Here is a 17,553-nt window from a genome sequence, read left to right on the forward strand (position 1 = left end):
CGCATAGATCAGGAGTGTGCTCATGAACACCAAGCGCCGCTGGCCCGCCGCGACCGCCGCTCTCGTCCTCGCCGCCACCGGCCTTCTCGTCGCCCGTCCCGCCCAGGCGCACACCCCCCGGCCGTGCCCGACGCTGAAGCTCACTCAGGGCTGGTACGGCGACAACCGGGCAGCGCTCCAGCGGCTCATCGACACCCACTGCGCGGAGCAGCCCTCCACGGCACCCAAGGGGAACAAGCCCGTCGCCGTCTTCGACTGGGACAACACCGTCATCAAGAACGACGTCGGCGACGCCACCCTGTTCTGGCTGCTGCGGAACGGCAGGATACGGCCACCCCGCCACGGCGACTGGCGCACCACCAGCCGCTACCTCACCGGCGAGGCCGCCACCGCGCTCGCCGCCGCCTGTCCCACCGGCGTACGCACCCTCCCCACCGCCACCGACACCCGCTGCGCCGACGAGATCCTCTCCGTCTACGCACAGGGCGCGACCACCACCGGCGCCCCCGCCTTCACCGGCTTCGACCACCGCCGCATGGAGCCCCAGTACGCCTGGCTCGCCCAGCTCCTGCACGGCTGGACCACCCGCCAGGTCGCCTCCTTCGCGGCGGCCGCCCGTACCGAGAACCTCGCCGCGCCCGTCGGGACCCAGCAGCGCGTCGGCAGCGGCACCGCCACCGGCTGGGTCCGCTACTACGACCAGCAGCGCGACCTGATCCGTACGCTCCAGCAGGCCGGCTTCGACGTCTGGATCGCGTCCGCGTCCCCCGAGCCCGTCGTCGACGTCTGGGCGGCCGGCGTCGGCGTCGAGGCCTCCCACGCCCTCGGTATCCGCAACACCACGGAACACGGCCGCCTCGGCTCCCATCTCAAGGGCTGCGGCACCGTCCGCGACGGCGACGACTCGATGATCACGTACATCGACGGCAAGCGCTGCTGGATCAATCAGGAGATCTTCGGAGTGCGGGGCGCGGCCGCCGAGAGGATCCAACCACCGGCCCGTCGGCAGGTGTTCGCGGCCGGCGACTCGGACACCGACATCTCCTTCCTGCGCGACGCGACCGAACTGCGGCTGGTCCTCAACCGCAACAAGAGCGAAGTGATGTGCCGGGCGTACGACAACGAGGACGGCCACTGGCTCGTCAACCCGATGTTCATCGAGCCGAAGAAGCGGAGGACGAGCCCCTACCCCTGCGCCACCTCCGGCTACACCGCCGGCGACGGGTCCACGGGCCCCGTGCGGCGCGGCGACGGGAGCGTCGTGCCCGACCAGGTGGACTCGGTGTACGCCTCCTGAAGCCGCCCTCTAGGGTGATCGAATGAGCATGACGACCCCTCCCACTACGCCTGGCGGCATGGGGGGACCACCCCCGGGCTGGTATCCGGACCAGGTCACGCCCGGCGTCGAACGGTGGTGGGACGGCGCGGCGTGGACGGCGCACACCCGGCCCCTCACCTCACCGGTGACGGTGCCCATGACGGCTCCCACCATGTCGCCGCCGCAGCGGGCCCGTACGAGCGGAACCGTCGTCGCGGTCGTCGGCGCGGCCCTCGTGGTCGTGGCGGCGGCCGTGACCGCCGTCCTCGTACTCGGTGGTGACCAGGACGACCCGCCCCGGGCGACCGCCTCCACCAGCGCGCCCACCGACGGCAAGAACACCACCTCGCCGCCGCCCGCCTCCTCCGCACCGGCCGAGGACCCCACCCGCGTCACGGACCAGCTCAACGGCATCACCCTGCCGATCCTCACGGGTTGGGAGAAGCCGGAGTACTTCGCCGAGGACGCGACGGCGGTGACCACGGTCGGCACCTATGAATGCCCCGACGGCGCGGTCAAGTACTGCCGCCGGGGCACCGTCTCCTCCCGTCCCGGTCCGGCCGGTGACGGGACCACGTCCGAGGCCCTCGCCAAGGAGGACATCGCCAAGGCAGCGAAGACCGCCTACGGGGAGGACTTCCTCGGCAACACCATTCGCGGGGGCATCCGCTCCCACACGGTGCTGGCCTCCAAGCCCACGGTGGTCGCCGGCCGCACGGGCTACCTGGTGCGCTGGCGGGTCGTCAACGGCAAGGGTCCCGGCGGGTACGTCCAGTCCGTCGCCTTCCCTTCGTCCCTGGGCAGCGAGTCGCCCGTGATCCTCCGCTTCGTCTTCGACGCGGGGACCGACGGACCCGCGCTCGCGCAGATGGACGAGATCCTCAAGGGCATCCGTCCCATCGGCAGCTCCACCGGCGGCGGGGTCGGCAGCAGCGTCGGCCCCTGAGGGGGCGGGCACCCGGGCCTGTCGTTCGGGTCCGTGCCGGCGCGGCCCGACTCACCACCGGGCGCGCCGCCCACCACCAGGCGCGCGCCGACCCGGCAGAACAGGCTCTCCCCGACCCCGGCAGAACAGGCCCTGCCCGCTCGGAAGCGGGGCCCTAGAGGAAGGTGCGGCCCTCGCCGCGGTACGTCGGCACGGTGGCCGTGACCCGGTCGCCCTCGATCAGATGCAGCCGGTCGAACCGCTCGCACATCTCCCCGGCCTTGGCGTGCCGGAACCACACCTTGTCGCCGATCAGCAGATCGTCGGCGGCGGAGCCGAGGAGCGGCGTCTGCACCTCGCCGGCGCCCTCCTGCGGGTCGTAGCGCAGACCCTCGGGGAGGTACGGCACCGGCAGCCGGTCCGGCCCCGCCGCGCCGGACGCCGGGTAGCCCCCGCCCAGCACGGTCACCACGCCGACGCCCGGCCGGCGCACGACCGGCTGGGCGAAGAGCGCGGCCGGGCGCGCGCTGAAGGACGTGTAGTTGTCGAAGAGCCTCGGCGCGTAGAGCCCGGAGCCGGCGGCGATCTCGGTCACCGCGTCCTCGGCGGCCGTGTGCTGCACGCTGCCGGTGCCGCCGCCGTTGACGAACTCCAGGTCCGGGGCGACGCCGCGCACCGCCCGCACCACGGCCGCGCGGCGGGCCGCGAGCTCCTTGCGCGCGGCGGCCTGCATCAGCCGGATCGCCCGGGACCGCACGGGCCGGCCCGCCAACGAGTCGCCGACACCGGCCACATGCCCCTCGTAGGCCATGAGCCCCACCAGCCGGAAACCGGGACGGCGGTCGATCGAACGGGCCAGCTCGGCCACGTCCGCCGGCTCCCGCAGCGGCGAACGCCGGGCACCGATCCGTACCCGGCCGCCCAGCAGACGCAGGGCGGTGTCCAGCTCCAGACACACCCTGATCTCCTCGCCACCGCCGGCGCGGGCCGCGTCGATCAGCTCCAGCTGCGCCGGGTCGTCGACCATCACCGTCACGGCGGCGGCGAGCTTGGCGTCCGACGCGAGCTCGGCGAAGCCGGCGCGGTCCGCCGACGGATAGGCCAGCAGCACGTCCTCGAACCCGGCCCGCGCCAGCCACAGCGACTCGTCGAGCGTGAACGACATGATCCCCGCGAACCCGTCCCGCGCGAGCACCCGCTCCAGCAGCGCCCTGCACCTCACCGACTTACTGGCGACCCGGACCGGCTTCCCACCGGCGCGGCGCACCAGATCGTCGGCATTGGCGTCGAACGCCTCGAGATCGACCACGGCGAGCGGCGCGTCGAGATGGGCGGTGGCCCGGTCGTAGCGGGCCCTGTCGGCGGCACGGGGAGTCATGGCCCGAGCTTGCCAGACCGGATTACCCGGGGGTAGGGGGACGTTCCGGTCAGATGCCCCGCCCCCCAGGTCTCGTTGCCGCGGGACGGGGAACAGCCCGTAGAGTGACGGGGCCGCGCCATCGAACGGGCCTGCTCCGGAAGGCGATCGGCAGGCGGTACGAACGGCGACGACGGGGGGCGGGATGAGCACCGAAGCAAGACGCCCACGCCCCCGCCCCACGGACCCCGGCGCACCTCGCGAGCTCCCCCCGGCACCGCCGCCTGGACCGAGCGCGTCCGGCGAGGGCCGGGCCGCCGGTGGGGCTTCGTCCACGACGGCCCCTGGCACGGTGCCGGTGGATCTGTCGGAGGCGGCCGAGCGCAGGACGCTCGGCGGGCTGCCGGCGGAACCGTCCGAGACGCCCGGCCGCACGATGCGGGGTCCGGTCCCGGCGGAGCCGTCCGGCGCCGCCGCACCGCGCGCGGTCGCCGACCGAAGCCCGTCGCCCGGGGCGCTTCCCGGGGCGCCGTCCGACCTCCAGCGGCCCGCGACGAGGACCGTTCCCAGCCCCACTAGGGGCGCCGGCGCCGACCCCCTGGCCGGTCATGCGGCGCAGGCACCCGGGCCCGCCGGGGGCACCACGAGCGCGCACCCAACGGCTCCGGCGTCGGTGGCCCGGTCGCTCCCGGCTGCGGCGGCGTCCGCGCATCAGCCGCCCGCCCCGCCCTTGTCGAACCCGGCCTCGGGGGCCCCCGCCGTCCAGGCGCGGTCCGCTGTGGCCCGGTCGCTCCCGGAGGCGACGGCGTCGGCGCATCAGCCGCCCGCCCCGCCCTTGTCGAATCCGGCCCCGGCGGCCGCCGCCGTGCAGGCGCGGGCGCTTCCTCGGGTGCCGACGACGGCGCCCACGCCCGCGCAGCAGCCGCAGCAGCCGGAAACTTCGCGTCTTCCTGGTGGCGCAGCCCCGTCCGACCGTCCTCCGACGGGCTCCCCGTACCCGTCCCACGCCACGCCTTCCGCGCGGCCCGCCCTTCCCCCGGTTCCGTACGCCCAGCCGCCCCGCGCCGCCCATGCCCGTGCCGAGGCCGGTTCGCCCGGGCTGCCGCCCCTGCCGACCATCAGCCCTGCCGCCGCATCCGTGCCGGCGCACGTCGCCGCCCCGCCGCACCCTCACATACCCCCTGCCCGCCTCGCCGCGCCCCCGTCGTTCGAGCCGCCCGAGCGGCCCGAAGAGACCACCACCCGGCTCCGGCCCGTCCCCGCGTACGGCGCGTACGACAGCTACGACGGTGGGCACCCGGTACCGGGCGCGCCCTTCACCCCGGCCCCCGGACGGGTGCGGCATCCCGCGCGGACCGCCGGAGCCGTCGCCTGTGTCGTCCTGGGGCTCGGGCTCATCGGAGGCGCGGCCACCGGGGCGTGGCTGACCGGGGACTCGGCCGCCGAGGCCGCCGCGCCCACGGGTTACAGCGAGGCGCGCAGCCTCTGGCACAGCGTCCCCGTGGACACGCTCTTCCCGCGCACGCTCACCGGCGGCGGCGCCGGGCCGGGCGGCGCCGACCGGGTGTGGACCCGGATCGCCGTCGCGCCCGACGGGACCTGTGCCGGGGCGCTCGACCCGCTCCTCGTCAAGACGTTGCAGCCGGTCGGCTGCGAGCGTGTGCTGCGGGCCACGTACACCGACGCCACGTCCAGCCATGTCACCACCGTGGGGCTGATCTTCACGAAGGCCGAGCCGGACGGCATGCGCGCCTTGCGGGCCCGCTTCACCGACGGCGCGCTCCAGGAGCGTGCCGACCTGATGCCGCGCACCCTGCCCGCCCCCGGCACCCCCGCCGCCGGGTTCGGCGACCCCCAGCGGGCCAGCTGGCGGCTGAACGTCCTCACCGAAGTCCCCGTCGTCGTGTACGCGGTGTCCGGCTTCGCCGACGGCCGCCCCGTCCCCGACCCGCAGCCCGCCGACGAGGCCATGGCCCCGGCCCAGACGACGGCCCCCGCCCAGTCGGGACTCGGCCACGACGCCAAGGGCATCAGCGACCGCATCGAACGCGGCCTGCGCAAGGCCGTCACCGCGGCGACGGAGGAACCCACATGAGCACGCGCCGGGCCCGCACGGCGCTCATCGCCCTGAGCGCCGCCGCGTTCGCCGTCCTGCCCGCGACGCCCGCCCACGCGGACGGCATCCGCACCCAGCAATGGGGCCTGGAGGCGATGCACACCGGCGAGGCGTGGCGTACGACGAAGGGCAACGGAATCACCGTCGCCGTCCTCGACACGGGAGTCGACGACACCCATCCGGACCTGGCCGGCAACGTGCTCCCCGGCCATGACCTGATCGGATTCGGCGCCACCCGCGGCGACCGCGCCTGGGCCCGGCACGGCACCGCGATGGCCGGCATCATCGCCGGCCGCGGACACGGCTCCGGCCGTCAGGACGGGGTCCTCGGCATCGCCCCCGAGGCGAAGATCCTGCCCGTCCGGGTCATCCTCGAAGGCACCGACAAGGCCCGCCAGAAGTCCCGCGCCACCCGTGGATCCGCCCTCGCCGACGGCATCCGCTGGGCCACCGACCACGGCGCGGACGTCATCAACCTGTCCCTCGGCGACGACAGCGAGTCCGCTCACCCCGAACCGGGCGAGGACGCCGCCGTCCAGTACGCCCTCTCCAAGGGCGCCGTCGTCGTCGCCTCCGCGGGCAACGGCGGTGAGAAGGGCGACCACATCTCCTACCCCGCCGCCTACCCGGGCGTCATCGCGGTCACCGCCGTCGACCGCTACGGCACCCACGCGGCCTTCTCCACCCGCCGCTGGTACGCCACCGTCTCCGCCCCGGGCGTCGACATCGTCATCCCCGACCCGGACCGCAAGTACTACTCGGGCTGGGGCACCAGCGCCGCCTCCGCCTTCGTCTCCGGCGCGGTCGCCCTGGTCCGCTCCGCCCACCCCGGCCTCACCCCCGCACAGATCAAGAAACTCCTCATGGACACCGCGCGCAGCCGGCCCGACGGCGGCCGGAGCGATTCCAAGGGGTACGGGACCGTCGACCCGGCCGCCGCCATCAAGGCGGGCGGCGCCCTGCGCCCGGGCGACCCGAAGACCGTCTCCGCCCCCGGCTACCGCGCCAAGTTCTTCGGCCCGGGCCCCACCCCCGGTGCCGATGACGACGACACCGCGGGCCTGCTCGCCCCCCTCGCCGCCGGCGCGGGCGCGCTCCTCCTGGTGGCCGCCGTCCTCCTGTGGCGCGGCGGCCGGCGGCCGGGCCTCACAACGCCGCGACGAACGCCCTGACCGCCGTCCGCGCCGCCTGCTCCACCAGCTCGACGCCGGCCTCCTTCGTGGCATGTCCGTCCGACAGCACCGCCGCCAGCAGACTCCGGCCCCCGACCCGTACGCGCCCGACGCTGTTGACGTCCCAGGAACCGGTGGCCGTACGCGGCAGCCATCCGTTCTTCAGGGCCCAGTCGTCCCCGGCCGCCGACACACCCCAGTCCTGATCAGCCGCTGTCCGCCGCATCAGGCCCCGCGCATAGGTACGGGAGGGCTCGTCGAGCGCGGAGTCCGTGCCGAACAGCGCCGCCAGCAGCGCAAGCTGATCCCTGGCCGTCGTCTGTGTCAGTCCCCACGCCGCCGCCGCGACGGTCTCGGTCAGCCCCAGCCGCGCGTTGGCGGCGTCCAGTCCCTCGGCCCCACCGATGACGTGCCACAGCGCCGTGGCCGCGGCGTTGTCGCTGCGCTCCATCATGTCGGCCGCGTACGCCTGCTCGGCGGCGGTGAGCGCCCGCCCCGTGTCCTGCGCCCGCAGCAGCAGCGCTGCGAGGATGTCGGCCTTGACGATGCTCGCCGTGTCGTACGTCCTGCCCTCACCGAACACCGCCGAGCGTCCGCTCCCCGGATCGAGCACGGCGACCGACAGGGACGCCCCCTTCCCGGAGGTCACGACCGGCGCGAGCGCCTCGGCCAGTACCGCGTCCAGATCCACTTCCGGCTCCTCACTCCCCACGGGCGACGCGGACGACGAGGGACCGCCGCCGGCGACGGCACGGCGTCCGGCGCCGTGCCGCCCAGGCACCGGAGAGTACGAGGAGCACGGCCACCGCCGCTCCCGACACGTGCACGCCCTTCACGCCCCGCACGCCCCGCACGGCCGGCGTGCGAGGGATGCGGCGGACGCCGGGGACCGCGCGCGGGCGCCGCCTGTGCCCCGGCCGGCAACCCACTGGAAAAGCGGCGGTCGGCCGCCGGTTAGGCTCGACGCGTGGCGCTCAAGAACATCCCTGACCCCGGCTTCTCCGACGACGACGGCACCGCCGATCCGAGGCTCTCCGCGGCCCTCGCGGCCTGGGCCGAGAACCGGACCGACCGCTTCGCGTACGCCGCCGTCCTCGACGCCCTGCGTGACGCGCGGCTCCTCGTGCCGATCGTCGCCGTACTCGGCGAGGTCGAGGTGGACGAGAACGGGCTGCGTCGCGAGAAGACCAGCGACATGGCCGTGCCGACGCTCACCGCCGGGGACCGCCGTGCCCTGCCCGCATTCACGTCGACCGCGTCCCTGGCCCTCTGGGACCCCGAGGCGCGGCCCGTCGCGGTACCCCTGCACCAGGCGCTGCAGGCGGCAGCCCACGAGAAGGCGGACACGGTGGTACTGGACCTCGCGGGGCCGGTGCCGTACCAGCTCACCGGTCCGGCGCTGCTCGCCCTCGCCGAAGGCCGTACCAGCGCCGACCCGCTGGACGACCCGGCCGTCACGGACGCGGTGCGCGCCGCCGTGGCCGCCGAGCCCGCGGTGGTCCGCGCCCACCTCGGCCCGGGCAGCGCGGACGGCACCCTCGCCCTGGTCCTCGCCCCGGACGCGGTCCCGGCGGAGGCGGCCCAGCGCGTCGCCCGCGCCCTCGCCGCCGACGAAACACTCAGGGCCCGCCTGGTGCGGGGCCTCGACCTGGCACTCCTGCCGGCCTCGGCCACGCCTCCGGGCGAGCCCTTGTATGTAAAGCGGTGAGGGGCCCCAGCCGTACGCCGGGCCCGCGCCTGCGTTCTGCCGGGGAGCGACCCCCCCCGTACCCCCACGTGGGGCGGCGGGCCGTCGCCGAGGTTCCCCGAGTTCCTAGCCGTACACCGGGCCCGTGTACTTCTCGCCGGGGCCCTGGCCCGGCTCGTCCGGGATGATCGAGGCCTCGCGGAACGCCAGCTGCAGCGACTTCAGACCGTCCCGGAGCGGCGCAGCGTGGAAGGAGCTGATCTCCGTCGCGCCCGCGTCCAGCAGACCCGCCAGCGCGTGCACCAGCTTCCGCGCCTCGTCCAGGTCCTTGTGCTCGTCGCCCTCCTCGGTCAGCCCGAGCTTCACCGCGGCCGCGCTCATCAGGTTGACGGCGACCGTCACGATCACCTCGACCGCCGGGACCTCCGCGATGTCGCGGGTCATGGCGTCGAAGTCGGGGGATTCGGGGGAGTCATTGGTGGGCGTGTCACTCATGCCCCACACGATATGCCCCGCCGCGCGCGCCCCCTCCCGCGCCCCGTCGCGCCGTCCGGTTAGCTCCTCCGGACAGGAGCTGCTAACCTTGTGTAACGACCGGCTGGACATCTACGTGCCCAGCCCACAAGTGGAGGCTCCGATCTCCCACCTGACCGTCCTCCGGGACGGCGGGTCACCGGTCAGGTGGCGCCCATCGTTCCGTACGGACGATGGAGCCGCCCGATGTGCGCCCCGCGGTTGACGCGGCGGTGCTCCGGTATTCCCGAGGAGCCCCGCCTGTGTCCCGTCCGGGGCATTTTTCATGTACCGGCGCGGTTGGTCTCACACAACAGACGTTACGCGTCCGTCCGCCAGGCGGTCGCGTGGTGCTACCGAGGAGGATCCATCAGCGCCGAGCCCCGTATCAACGACCGGATTCGCGTTCCCGAGGTACGACTTGTCGGCCCGAGCGGCGAGCAGGTCGGAATTGTTCCGCTTGCCAAGGCCCTTGAGCTCGCACAGGAGTACGACCTCGACCTGGTCGAGGTGGCGGCGACCGCCCGTCCGCCCGTGTGCAAGCTCATGGACTACGGGAAGTTCAAGTACGAGTCGGCCATGAAGGCCCGTGAGGCGCGCAAGAACCAGGCGCACACGGTCATCAAGGAGATGAAGCTCCGGCCGAAGATCGACCCGCACGACTACGACACCAAGAAGGGTCACGTCGTCCGGTTCCTCAAGCAGGGTGACAAGGTCAAGATCACGATCATGTTCCGTGGTCGTGAGCAGTCCCGACCGGAGCTGGGTTTCCGACTGCTCCAGCGCCTTGCTTCGGACGTCGAGGAGCTTGGCTTCATCGAGTCCAACCCGAAGCAGGACGGCCGGAACATGATCATGGTTCTTGGCCCGCACAAGAAGAAGACCGAGGCCATGGCCGAGGCGCGTGAGGCCCAGGCCGCACGCAAGGCGGAGCGTCAGGGCGGTCCGTCCGACGACACCGCCGAGGCTCCGGTCGAGGCGCAGGCTGAGGCTCCGGCCGACGCCGACACCGAGACCCCTTCCGAGGCGTGAACCAGGGGGCTGTCATCCAGGCAGCCCCGGGCCTCGCCCGGAAACCCCAACCAAAGATCTGACGCTCCCGGCCTGCCGGTGCCCGCACCGGGTGGGAGCGCCACTGACGAGGAGATACGGCGCGATGCCGAAGAACAAGACGCACAGCGGTGCCAAGAAGCGCTTCAAGATCACCGGCTCCGGCAAGGTGCTCCGCGAGCGCGCGGGCAAGCGCCACCTGCTCGAGCACAAGTCGTCCAAGCTGACGCGTCGCCTCACCGGCAACGCCGAGATGGCCCCGGGTGACGCCGCCAAGATCAAGAAGATGCTGGGCATCTGACTGATTTCGTGCCCTCGGACGACGAGGGCCTCCGGCCAAGACCGGGACCAATTCGTTTCCGGGTCGTGTGAGTCCAACCACGGCCCCGCTACAAGGAGTTAACAAGTGGCACGCGTCAAGCGGGCAGTCAACGCCCACAAGAAGCGCCGGGCGATCCTCGAGGCGGCCTCCGGCTACCGCGGTCAGCGCTCGCGCCTGTACCGCAAGGCCAAGGAGCAGGTCACCCACTCGCTGGTCTACAACTACAACGACCGCAAGAAGCGCAAGGGCGACTTCCGTCAGCTGTGGATCCAGCGCATCAACGCCGCTGCCCGCCAGAACGGCATGACGTACAACCGCCTCATCCAGGGTCTGAAGGCCGCCAACATCGAGGTGGACCGCAAGATCCTGGCCGAGCTCGCGGTCAACGACGCCAACGCGTTCGCTGCGCTCGTCGAGGTTGCCCAGAAGGCGCTTCCGAGCGACGTCAACGCCCCGAAGGCCGCTGCCTGATTTAGGCCCCTTCGTATGGCTTCTGCCGGACCCGCAGGCACTGCGCCTGCGGGTCCGGTGCGTTCCACCCGTCACGTACACGAGAAGCGAGCCGCAGCCCATGGGCACCCCCGAGCCGATCTCCCCGCGTTCCCCGCGCGTCGTCGCCGCCAGGCGGCTCGCCAAGCGGAACTTCCGGGGCAAGGACCGCCTGTTCATCGCGGAGGGCCCGCAGGCCGTCCGCGAGGCCGTCGAACACCGCGGCGGCGACGGCAGGCCCACGCTCGTCGAGCTCTTCACCACCGTCGAGGCCGCCGAGCGGTACGCCGACATCGTCGACGCCGCCCGCGCCACCGGCGCCCGGGTGCACCACGCCTCCGACGCCGTGCTCGCCGAGGTGTCCCAGACGGTGACCCCGCAGGGGCTGCTCGGGGTCTGCCGCTTCCTCGACTCGCCCTTCGAGGAGATCCTCGCCGCCCGGCCCAAGCTGGTGGCCGTCCTCGCTCACGTCCGCGACCCGGGGAACGCCGGCACCGTCCTGCGCTGCGCGGACGCCGCGGGCGCCGACGCCGTCGTCCTCACCGACGCCTCCGTCGACCTCTACAACCCCAAGTCCGTCCGTGCCTCCGTCGGCTCGCTCTTCCACCTCCCGGTCGCCGTCGGCGTCCCGGTCGAGCAGGCCGTCGCCGGCCTGCGGAGCGCCGGCGTACGGATCCTCGCCGCCGACGGCGCGGGCGAGGACGACCTGGACGCCGAGCTCGACGCGGGGACCATGGGCGGCCCCACCGCCTGGATCTTCGGCAACGAGGCCTGGGGGCTGCCGGAGGAGACCCGCGCACTCGCGGACGCGGTGGTGCGCGTGCCGATCCACGGCAAGGCCGAGAGCCTCAACCTCGCCACGGCCGCCGCCGTGTGCCTCTACGCCTCCGCCCGTGCCCAGCGTGCTTCCGGAGGGTGCCGCTCCGTCACCTCCAGCTAGTAGGGTGACGGGCTCGGGGGCCCACTGCGCCACACGGAGGGTCGGGGGACGGATGACGGTCGGGACGGACAGGCCCACGCGGACGGCGGACGCCTCGGAGCGCGCCACCACGGACGACGGCCCCGGGGAGCCCCGCAACGGACCCGGTGAGCCGGCTACCACGGACGACGGCCCCGGAGAGCCCGCCACCGCGAACCACGGCGCCGGCGCGGCCGCCGGTCCGGGCAGCGCCCCCGATGGCCTTCCCGTGACCACGGGCACCGGGCCCGATGGCCTCGCCGCCGGTCCGGGCAGCGCCCCCGACGGCCTTCCCGCCGCCCCGGGCATTCACCCGGACGACCTGCCCGACGGGCTGGTCGTCGCAGACGAGACCGGCCGCGTCGTCTGCTTCAACGCGGCCGCCGTCCGCATCACCGCCGTACCCCGCGCCGACGCCCTCGGCCTCCCCCTCGACAAGGCCCTCCCGCTGGAGGACCTCAAGGGCCGCCGCTGGTGGGCCCTGACCGACCCGTACGGCGGACTGGCCACCCGGGTGGGCCAGCCCGAGCGGAATCTGCTGCTCCCCGGCGGCCGCGAGGTGCTCGTCTCCGCCCGCTATGTGCGCGAGCACCCCACCGGGCCGGTGCGCCGGGTCGTGGTCAGCCTGCGCGGCACCGAGGCCCGCCGCCGTACCGAACGCAGCCACGCCGAGCTCATCGCCACCGTCGCCCACGAGCTGCGCTCGCCCCTCACCTCCGTGAAGGGCTTCACGGCGACCCTCCTCGCCAAGTGGGAGCGGTTCACCGACGACCAGAAGCGGCTGATGCTGGAGACCGTCGACGCCGACGCCAACCGCGTCACCCGGCTCATCGCCGAATTGCTCGACATCTCCCGGATCGACTCCGGCCGCCTGGAGGTGCGCCGCCAGCCCGTCGACATCGCCGCGGCCGTCGGCCGGCACATCCAGGCCCACACCACTGGCGGACAGTCCCCGGACCGTTTCCTCGTGCGCGTCCAGCCCCGCCTCCCCGATCTGTGGGCCGACCCGGACAAGATCGACCAGGTCCTCGGCAACCTGCTCGAAAATGCGGTGCGACACGGCGAGGGAACCGTCACCATCGAGGTGGCACCCGCATCCGTGAAGAGCGCGGATCAGACAGAGAAAGGCACGGCCGTCACCGTGAGCGACGAAGGCCCCGGCATCCCGGAGGAGTCGATGGGCCGTGTCTTCACCCGCTTCTGGCGGGGGAGCAAACGCGGCGGCACAGGCCTCGGCCTCTACATCGTCAAGGGCATCGTCGAGGCGCACGGCGGGACGATCACCGTCGGCCGCGGACCCGGCGGTGGCGCCGAGTTCCGATTTATCCTGCCCGTCGGCGCTCCGGCCTATCTCCAGTAGAAACGCCTGAGCGGCCCGCGGGCTCATTCGCATCCTCGCACCCCGTTAGACTCGACCTTTGGCACGTTTGCGCCCTTGTCGTCGAGCAGGGCCTCGGGGGTCCGGGGGTGTCCCCCGGAAGGGCACAGTCAGCCAGCCGAACGGAAGCACGGGAAGAGATGTCCGCACCCAATAAGTCGTACGACCCGGTAGAGGTCGAGGCCTTGAAACCGGAAGAGATCGAGCGCATGCGGGACGAGGCGCTCGCCGCCTTCGCCGCCGCGGGTGACCTCGACGCGCTCGCTCACGCGAAGGTCGCGCACACCGGTGGCACCTCGCCGCTCGCGCTCGCGAACCGGGAGATCGGCGCGCTGCCGCCGCAGGCCAAGGCCGCGGCCGGCAAGCTCGTGGGTCAGGCCCGCGGAGCCGTCAGCAAGGCGCTCGCCGCTCGCCAGACCGAGCTCGAGGCCGATCGCGACGCCCGCGTGCTGGTCGAGGAGGCGGTGGACGTCACCCTGCCCCACGACCGCGTCCCGGCCGGCGCCCGGCACCCGCTGACGACCCTCATGGAGCGCGTCGCCGACGTCTTCGTGTCGATGGGCTACGAGGTCGCCGAGGGCCCCGAGGTCGAGGCGGAGTGGTTCAACTTCGACGCCCTCAACTTCGTCCCCGACCACCCGGCCCGGCAGACCCAGGACACCTTCTTCGTCGAGGGCACCACCGCCGACGGCCAGGTCACCAGCGGCGACGAGTCCGGCATCGTGCTGCGGACGCACACCTCGCCGGTCCAGGCCCGCACGCTCATCGACCGGGAGCCCCCGGTCTATGTCGTCTGCCCCGGCCGCGTGTACCGCACCGACGAGCTCGACGCCACGCACACCCCGGTCTTCCACCAGATCGAGCTGCTCGCCGTCGACGAGGGCCTCACCATGGCCGACCTCAAGGGCACCCTCGACCACATGGTCCAGGCGCTCTTCGGGCCGGACATGAAGACCCGGCTCCGCCCGAACTTCTTCCCCTTCACCGAGCCGTCCGCCGAGATGGACATGCTCTGCTACGTGTGCCGCGGCGAGTCCGTCGGCAACCCGGACCGGCCCTGCCGCACCTGCGGCAGCGAGGGCTGGATCGAGCTGGGCGGCTGCGGCATGGTCAACCCGAAGGTGCTCATCGCCTGCGGTGTCGACCCCCGGAAGTACAGCGGCTTCGCCTTCGGGTTCGGCATCGAGCGGATGCTGATGTTCCGCCACAACGTCGATGACATGCGAGACATGGTCGAGGGTGACGTCCGGTTCACCCGGCCGTTCGGGATGGAGATCTGATGCGGGTCCCGCTTTCTTGGCTGCGGGAGTACGTCGACCTGCCGGCGACGGAGACCGGACGTGACGTCCAGGCCAAGCTCATTTCGGCAGGACTCGAGGTCGAGACCGTCGAGCAGCTCGGCGACGGTCTGACCGGTCCGCTGGTGGTCGGCAAGGTCCTCACCATCGAGGAGCTGACGGAGTTCAAGAAGCCCATCCGCTTCTGCACCGTCGACGTCGGCCAGGCCAACGGCACCGGCGAGCCCCAGGAGATCATCTGCGGCGCGCGGAACTTCGCCGAGGGCGACAAGGTCGTCGTGGCCCTGCCCGGCGCCGTGCTGCCCGGTGACTTCCGGATCGCCGAGCGCAAGACGTACGGCCGGGTCTCGCGCGGCATGATCTGCTCCGGCGACGAGCTGGGCATGGGCGACGACGGTACGCACGGCATCATCGTGCTGCCGCCCGAGCACGAGATCGGCACCGACGCCACCGAGCTCCTCGAGCTGTTCGACGAGGTCCTCGACATCGCCGTCACCCCGGACCGCGGGTACTGCCTGTCGATCCGCGGCGTCGCCCGCGAGGCCGCCACCGCCTACGGTCTGCCGCTGCGCGACCCGGCGCTGCTGGACGTGCCCGCGCCGAACTCCTTCGGCTACCCGGTGAAGATCGCCGACCCGATCGGCTGCGACCGTTTCGTCGCCCGGACGGTCACCGGCCTCGACCCGGAGGCGCGCTCCCCGATCTGGCTGCGGCGCCGGCTGCAGAAGGCCGGGATGCGCCCGATCTCGCTCGCCGTCGACATCACCAACTACGTGATGCTGGAGCTCGGCCAGCCGCTGCACGCCTACGACCGCTCCCGCGTCGAAGGTGCCATCGGCGTCCGGCGCGCCGAGGCCGGCGAGAAGTTCACCACCCTCGACGGCACCAAGCGCGTCCTGGACGCCGCGGACCTGGTCATCACCGACGAGCGCGGGCCGATCGGCCTCGCGGGCGTCATGGGCGGTGCCAACACGGAGATCGCCGACTCCGAGACCGACCCGGAGACCGGCGCCGTCCGGGGCACCACCGAGGTCGTCATCGAGGCCGCGCACTTCGAGCCGCTCTCCATCGCCCGTACCGCGCGCCGTCACAAGCTGGCGTCCGAGGCGTCCAAGCGCTTCGAGCGCGGGGTCGACCCGCAGGCCGCGGCGGCCGCCGCGCAGCGCACGGTCGACCTGCTGGTGCTGCTCGCGGGTGGTACGGCCGAGGTCGGCGTCACCGAGATCGTCGCCCCCGCCGCCGCCCGCACGATCACCATGCCGGCGGACCACCCCGACCGTGTGGCCGGTGTGGCGTACGGCCGCGAGACCGTCGTACGCCGCCTCCAGGAGGTCGGTTGCGACGTCTACGGGCAGGACGAACTGGTCGTCACCGTCCCGTCCTGGCGTCCCGACCTCAATGAGCCCAATGACCTCGCGGAAGAGGTCATCCGGCTGGAGGGCTACGAGAACCTGCCCTCCACCCTGCCCAGGCCGCCGGCCGGCCGGGGGCTCACCGAGCGCCAGCGCACCCACCGCCGGGTGGGCCGCGCGCTGGCCGGCGCCGGATACGTCGAGGCGCTGAGCTACCCGTTCATCGGCGCGCAGGCCTTCGACCAGCTCGGCCTGGCCGCCGACGACCCGGCGCGCCGGGTCGTCACCCTGGTCAACCCGCTCTCCGACGAGGAGCCGGCGCTGCGCACCACGCTGCTGCCGGGCCTTCTCGCCGCCCTTCGCCGTAACGACGGCCGCGGCAGCCACGACCTGGCGCTCTTCGAGACCGGTCTTGTCTTCCACCCGGCCGACGGCCCGTCCGTCGCCGTGCGGCTGCCCGTCGACCGCCGTCCCACCGACGAGGAGATCGCCGGCCTCAACGCGGTACTGCCCCGGCAGCCGCGCCACGCCGCGGTCGTGCTCGCCGGTGCGCGCGAGCAGGCCGGCTGGTGGGGCAAGGGCCGTCCGTCCGACTGGGCCGACGCGGTCGAGGCCGCCCGGACCGTCGCCCGTGAGACGGGTGCGGAGCTGATCGTCCGCCAGGGTCAGTACGGGCCGTGGCACCCCGGACGCTGCGCCGAGCTCGCCGTCGTCGTCGACGGTGAGGAGAAGGTCGTCGGCTACGCGGGCGAGCTGCACCCGCGCGTCGTCAAGGCGCTCGGACTGCCGGCCCGCACCGCCGCGATGGAGCTCAACCTCGACCTGGTCGAGGAGGCGTCCGTCGGTGCGCTGCGGGCGCCGCGGATCTCCACCTTCCCGGTGGCGACCCAGGACGTCGCGCTGGTCGTCCCCCAGGACGTTCCGGCCGCCGAGGTCGAGAAGGTGCTGCGCGAAGGCGCCGGTGAACTCCTCGAGTCCATCCGGCTGTTCGACGTGTACGTCGGCTCGCAGATCGGCGAGGGGAAGAAGTCCCTGGCGTACGCCCTGCGCTTCCGCGCCCCGGACCGCACCCTGACGGTCGACGAGGCCACGGCCGCCCGCGACGCGGCGGTCTCCCTGGCCGCCGACCGCACGGGAGCATCCCTCCGCGGAGCCTGAGTACCCCGCAACACCCTGAGAGGGCGCCCCCGGAGCACCGGGGGCGCCCTTTTGGTTTGCGGGGGCGGGGGCTCCGCCGACCCGAGCGTCCATGGCGCCAGCGCCCGGGCGGGGTAGGGGGCGACGCGCGGCTCCGGCCCGCCCCTCGGCGGACTCGCCGGCCCTGAGCGCCTGGCGCCGCGGGCGGTGCCCGGCCGGGGAAGGCCTGGCCGGTCGCCGGGCCGGCCCCCTGGAGGGTGCAGCCGCACCCGGCGCCCGCCCCGGCCCCTTGGCGGATCCGTGGCCCCGAGCCCGCCCCGCGCCCGCCCCACCCGGCCGGGGAAGGCCTGCGCCGGTCGCCGGGCCAGCCGCCTGAGCGCCTGGCGCCGCGGGCGGTGCCCGGCCGGGGAAGGCCTGTGCCTGTCGCCGGGCCGGCCCCCTGGAGGGTGCAGCCGGACCCGGATCCCGCCCGGCGCCCGGC

The 17,553-nt window shown here is 73.6% G+C and carries 15 protein-coding genes; 12 read left to right on the forward strand and 3 right to left on the reverse strand.

What is annotated here, in order from left to right; all coding sequences use genetic code 11:
• Positions 1-22 precede the first annotated feature (22 nt).
• A complete protein-coding gene (locus tag ACZ7J0_RS26810; RefSeq protein WP_470891488.1) occupies positions 23-1,297 on the forward strand; it encodes a haloacid dehalogenase-like hydrolase in 1,275 nt (424 codons plus the stop codon).
• Positions 1,298-1,355: 58 nt separating this feature from the next.
• Positions 1,356-2,264, forward strand: coding sequence for a DUF2510 domain-containing protein (locus ACZ7J0_RS26815; RefSeq protein WP_470891490.1), 909 nt, complete (start codon positions 1,356-1,358; stop codon positions 2,262-2,264).
• A gap of 154 nt (positions 2,265-2,418) precedes the next feature.
• Here ACZ7J0_RS26815 and ACZ7J0_RS26820 read toward each other — a convergent pair whose 3' ends face one another.
• The gene (locus ACZ7J0_RS26820; RefSeq protein WP_470891492.1) at positions 2,419-3,621 is read right to left on the reverse strand and encodes an amino acid deaminase/aldolase; all 1,203 of its coding nucleotides are present in this window, start codon (positions 3,619-3,621) and stop codon (positions 2,419-2,421) included.
• Between the two features lie 1,117 nt (positions 3,622-4,738).
• Between ACZ7J0_RS26820 and ACZ7J0_RS26825 the strand changes: the two genes are divergently transcribed.
• Entirely contained in the window at positions 4,739-5,695 is a 957-nt protein-coding gene (locus ACZ7J0_RS26825; RefSeq protein WP_470891494.1) for a hypothetical protein, read from the forward strand.
• A complete protein-coding gene (gene mycP / locus ACZ7J0_RS26830) occupies positions 5,692-6,888 on the forward strand; it encodes a type VII secretion-associated serine protease mycosin (RefSeq protein WP_470891496.1) in 1,197 nt (398 codons plus the stop codon). Before ACZ7J0_RS26825 ends, mycP begins: the two co-directional genes overlap by 4 nt.
• Here mycP and ACZ7J0_RS26835 read toward each other — a convergent pair.
• Positions 6,863-7,579 (reverse strand): serine hydrolase, encoded by a 717-nt coding sequence (locus ACZ7J0_RS26835; protein WP_470891498.1) that lies wholly within the window; start codon positions 7,577-7,579, stop codon positions 6,863-6,865. The two genes, mycP and ACZ7J0_RS26835, sit on opposite strands and share 26 nt — an antisense overlap.
• A gap of 276 nt (positions 7,580-7,855) precedes the next feature.
• Here ACZ7J0_RS26835 and ACZ7J0_RS26840 point away from each other — a divergent pair, with 276 nt between their 5' ends.
• Entirely contained in the window at positions 7,856-8,596 is a 741-nt protein-coding gene (locus ACZ7J0_RS26840) for an SseB family protein (protein WP_470891500.1), read from the forward strand.
• 105 nt (positions 8,597-8,701) lie between these two features.
• On the opposite strand, the gene ACZ7J0_RS26845 is transcribed toward ACZ7J0_RS26840, so the two are convergent.
• Positions 8,702-9,070: a DUF1844 domain-containing protein gene (locus tag ACZ7J0_RS26845; RefSeq protein ID WP_468709394.1), complete on the reverse strand. Its 369-nt coding sequence runs from the start codon at positions 9,068-9,070 to the stop codon at positions 8,702-8,704.
• A 318-nt stretch (positions 9,071-9,388) separates the two neighbouring features.
• Here ACZ7J0_RS26845 and infC point away from each other — a divergent pair, with 318 nt between their 5' ends.
• The 7 genes from infC to pheT all read left to right on the forward strand — a co-directional run bounded on the left by infC (position 9,389) and on the right by pheT (position 17,093).
• Positions 9,389-10,120 (forward strand): translation initiation factor IF-3, encoded by a 732-nt coding sequence (gene infC, locus ACZ7J0_RS26850; RefSeq protein ID WP_470891502.1) that lies wholly within the window; start codon positions 9,389-9,391, stop codon positions 10,118-10,120.
• Positions 10,121-10,244: 124 nt separating this feature from the next.
• Entirely contained in the window at positions 10,245-10,439 is a 195-nt protein-coding gene (rpmI, locus tag ACZ7J0_RS26855) for a 50S ribosomal protein L35 (RefSeq protein WP_019884943.1), read from the forward strand.
• 105 nt (positions 10,440-10,544) lie between these two features.
• Positions 10,545-10,931 (forward strand): 50S ribosomal protein L20, encoded by a 387-nt coding sequence (gene rplT / locus ACZ7J0_RS26860; protein WP_114037952.1) that lies wholly within the window; start codon positions 10,545-10,547, stop codon positions 10,929-10,931.
• A 100-nt stretch (positions 10,932-11,031) separates the two neighbouring features.
• Positions 11,032-11,889: a TrmH family RNA methyltransferase gene (locus tag ACZ7J0_RS26865; RefSeq protein WP_470891505.1), complete on the forward strand. Its 858-nt coding sequence runs from the start codon at positions 11,032-11,034 to the stop codon at positions 11,887-11,889.
• Positions 11,890-11,941: 52 nt separating this feature from the next.
• Positions 11,942-13,267, forward strand: coding sequence for a sensor histidine kinase (locus ACZ7J0_RS26870; protein WP_470891507.1), 1,326 nt, complete (start codon positions 11,942-11,944; stop codon positions 13,265-13,267).
• 158 nt (positions 13,268-13,425) lie between these two features.
• On the forward strand, positions 13,426-14,565 hold the full coding sequence (pheS, locus tag ACZ7J0_RS26875; RefSeq protein ID WP_470891509.1) for a phenylalanine--tRNA ligase subunit alpha: 1,140 nt from the start codon (positions 13,426-13,428) through the stop codon (positions 14,563-14,565).
• Positions 14,565-17,093: a phenylalanine--tRNA ligase subunit beta gene (gene pheT, locus ACZ7J0_RS26880; RefSeq protein ID WP_470891511.1), complete on the forward strand. Its 2,529-nt coding sequence runs from the start codon at positions 14,565-14,567 to the stop codon at positions 17,091-17,093. The genes pheS and pheT overlap by 1 nt, the downstream gene beginning before the upstream one ends.
• Positions 17,094-17,553: the final 460 nt, after the last annotated feature.

It is taken from the genome of Streptomyces sp. NPDC038280, from assembly GCF_055600045.1.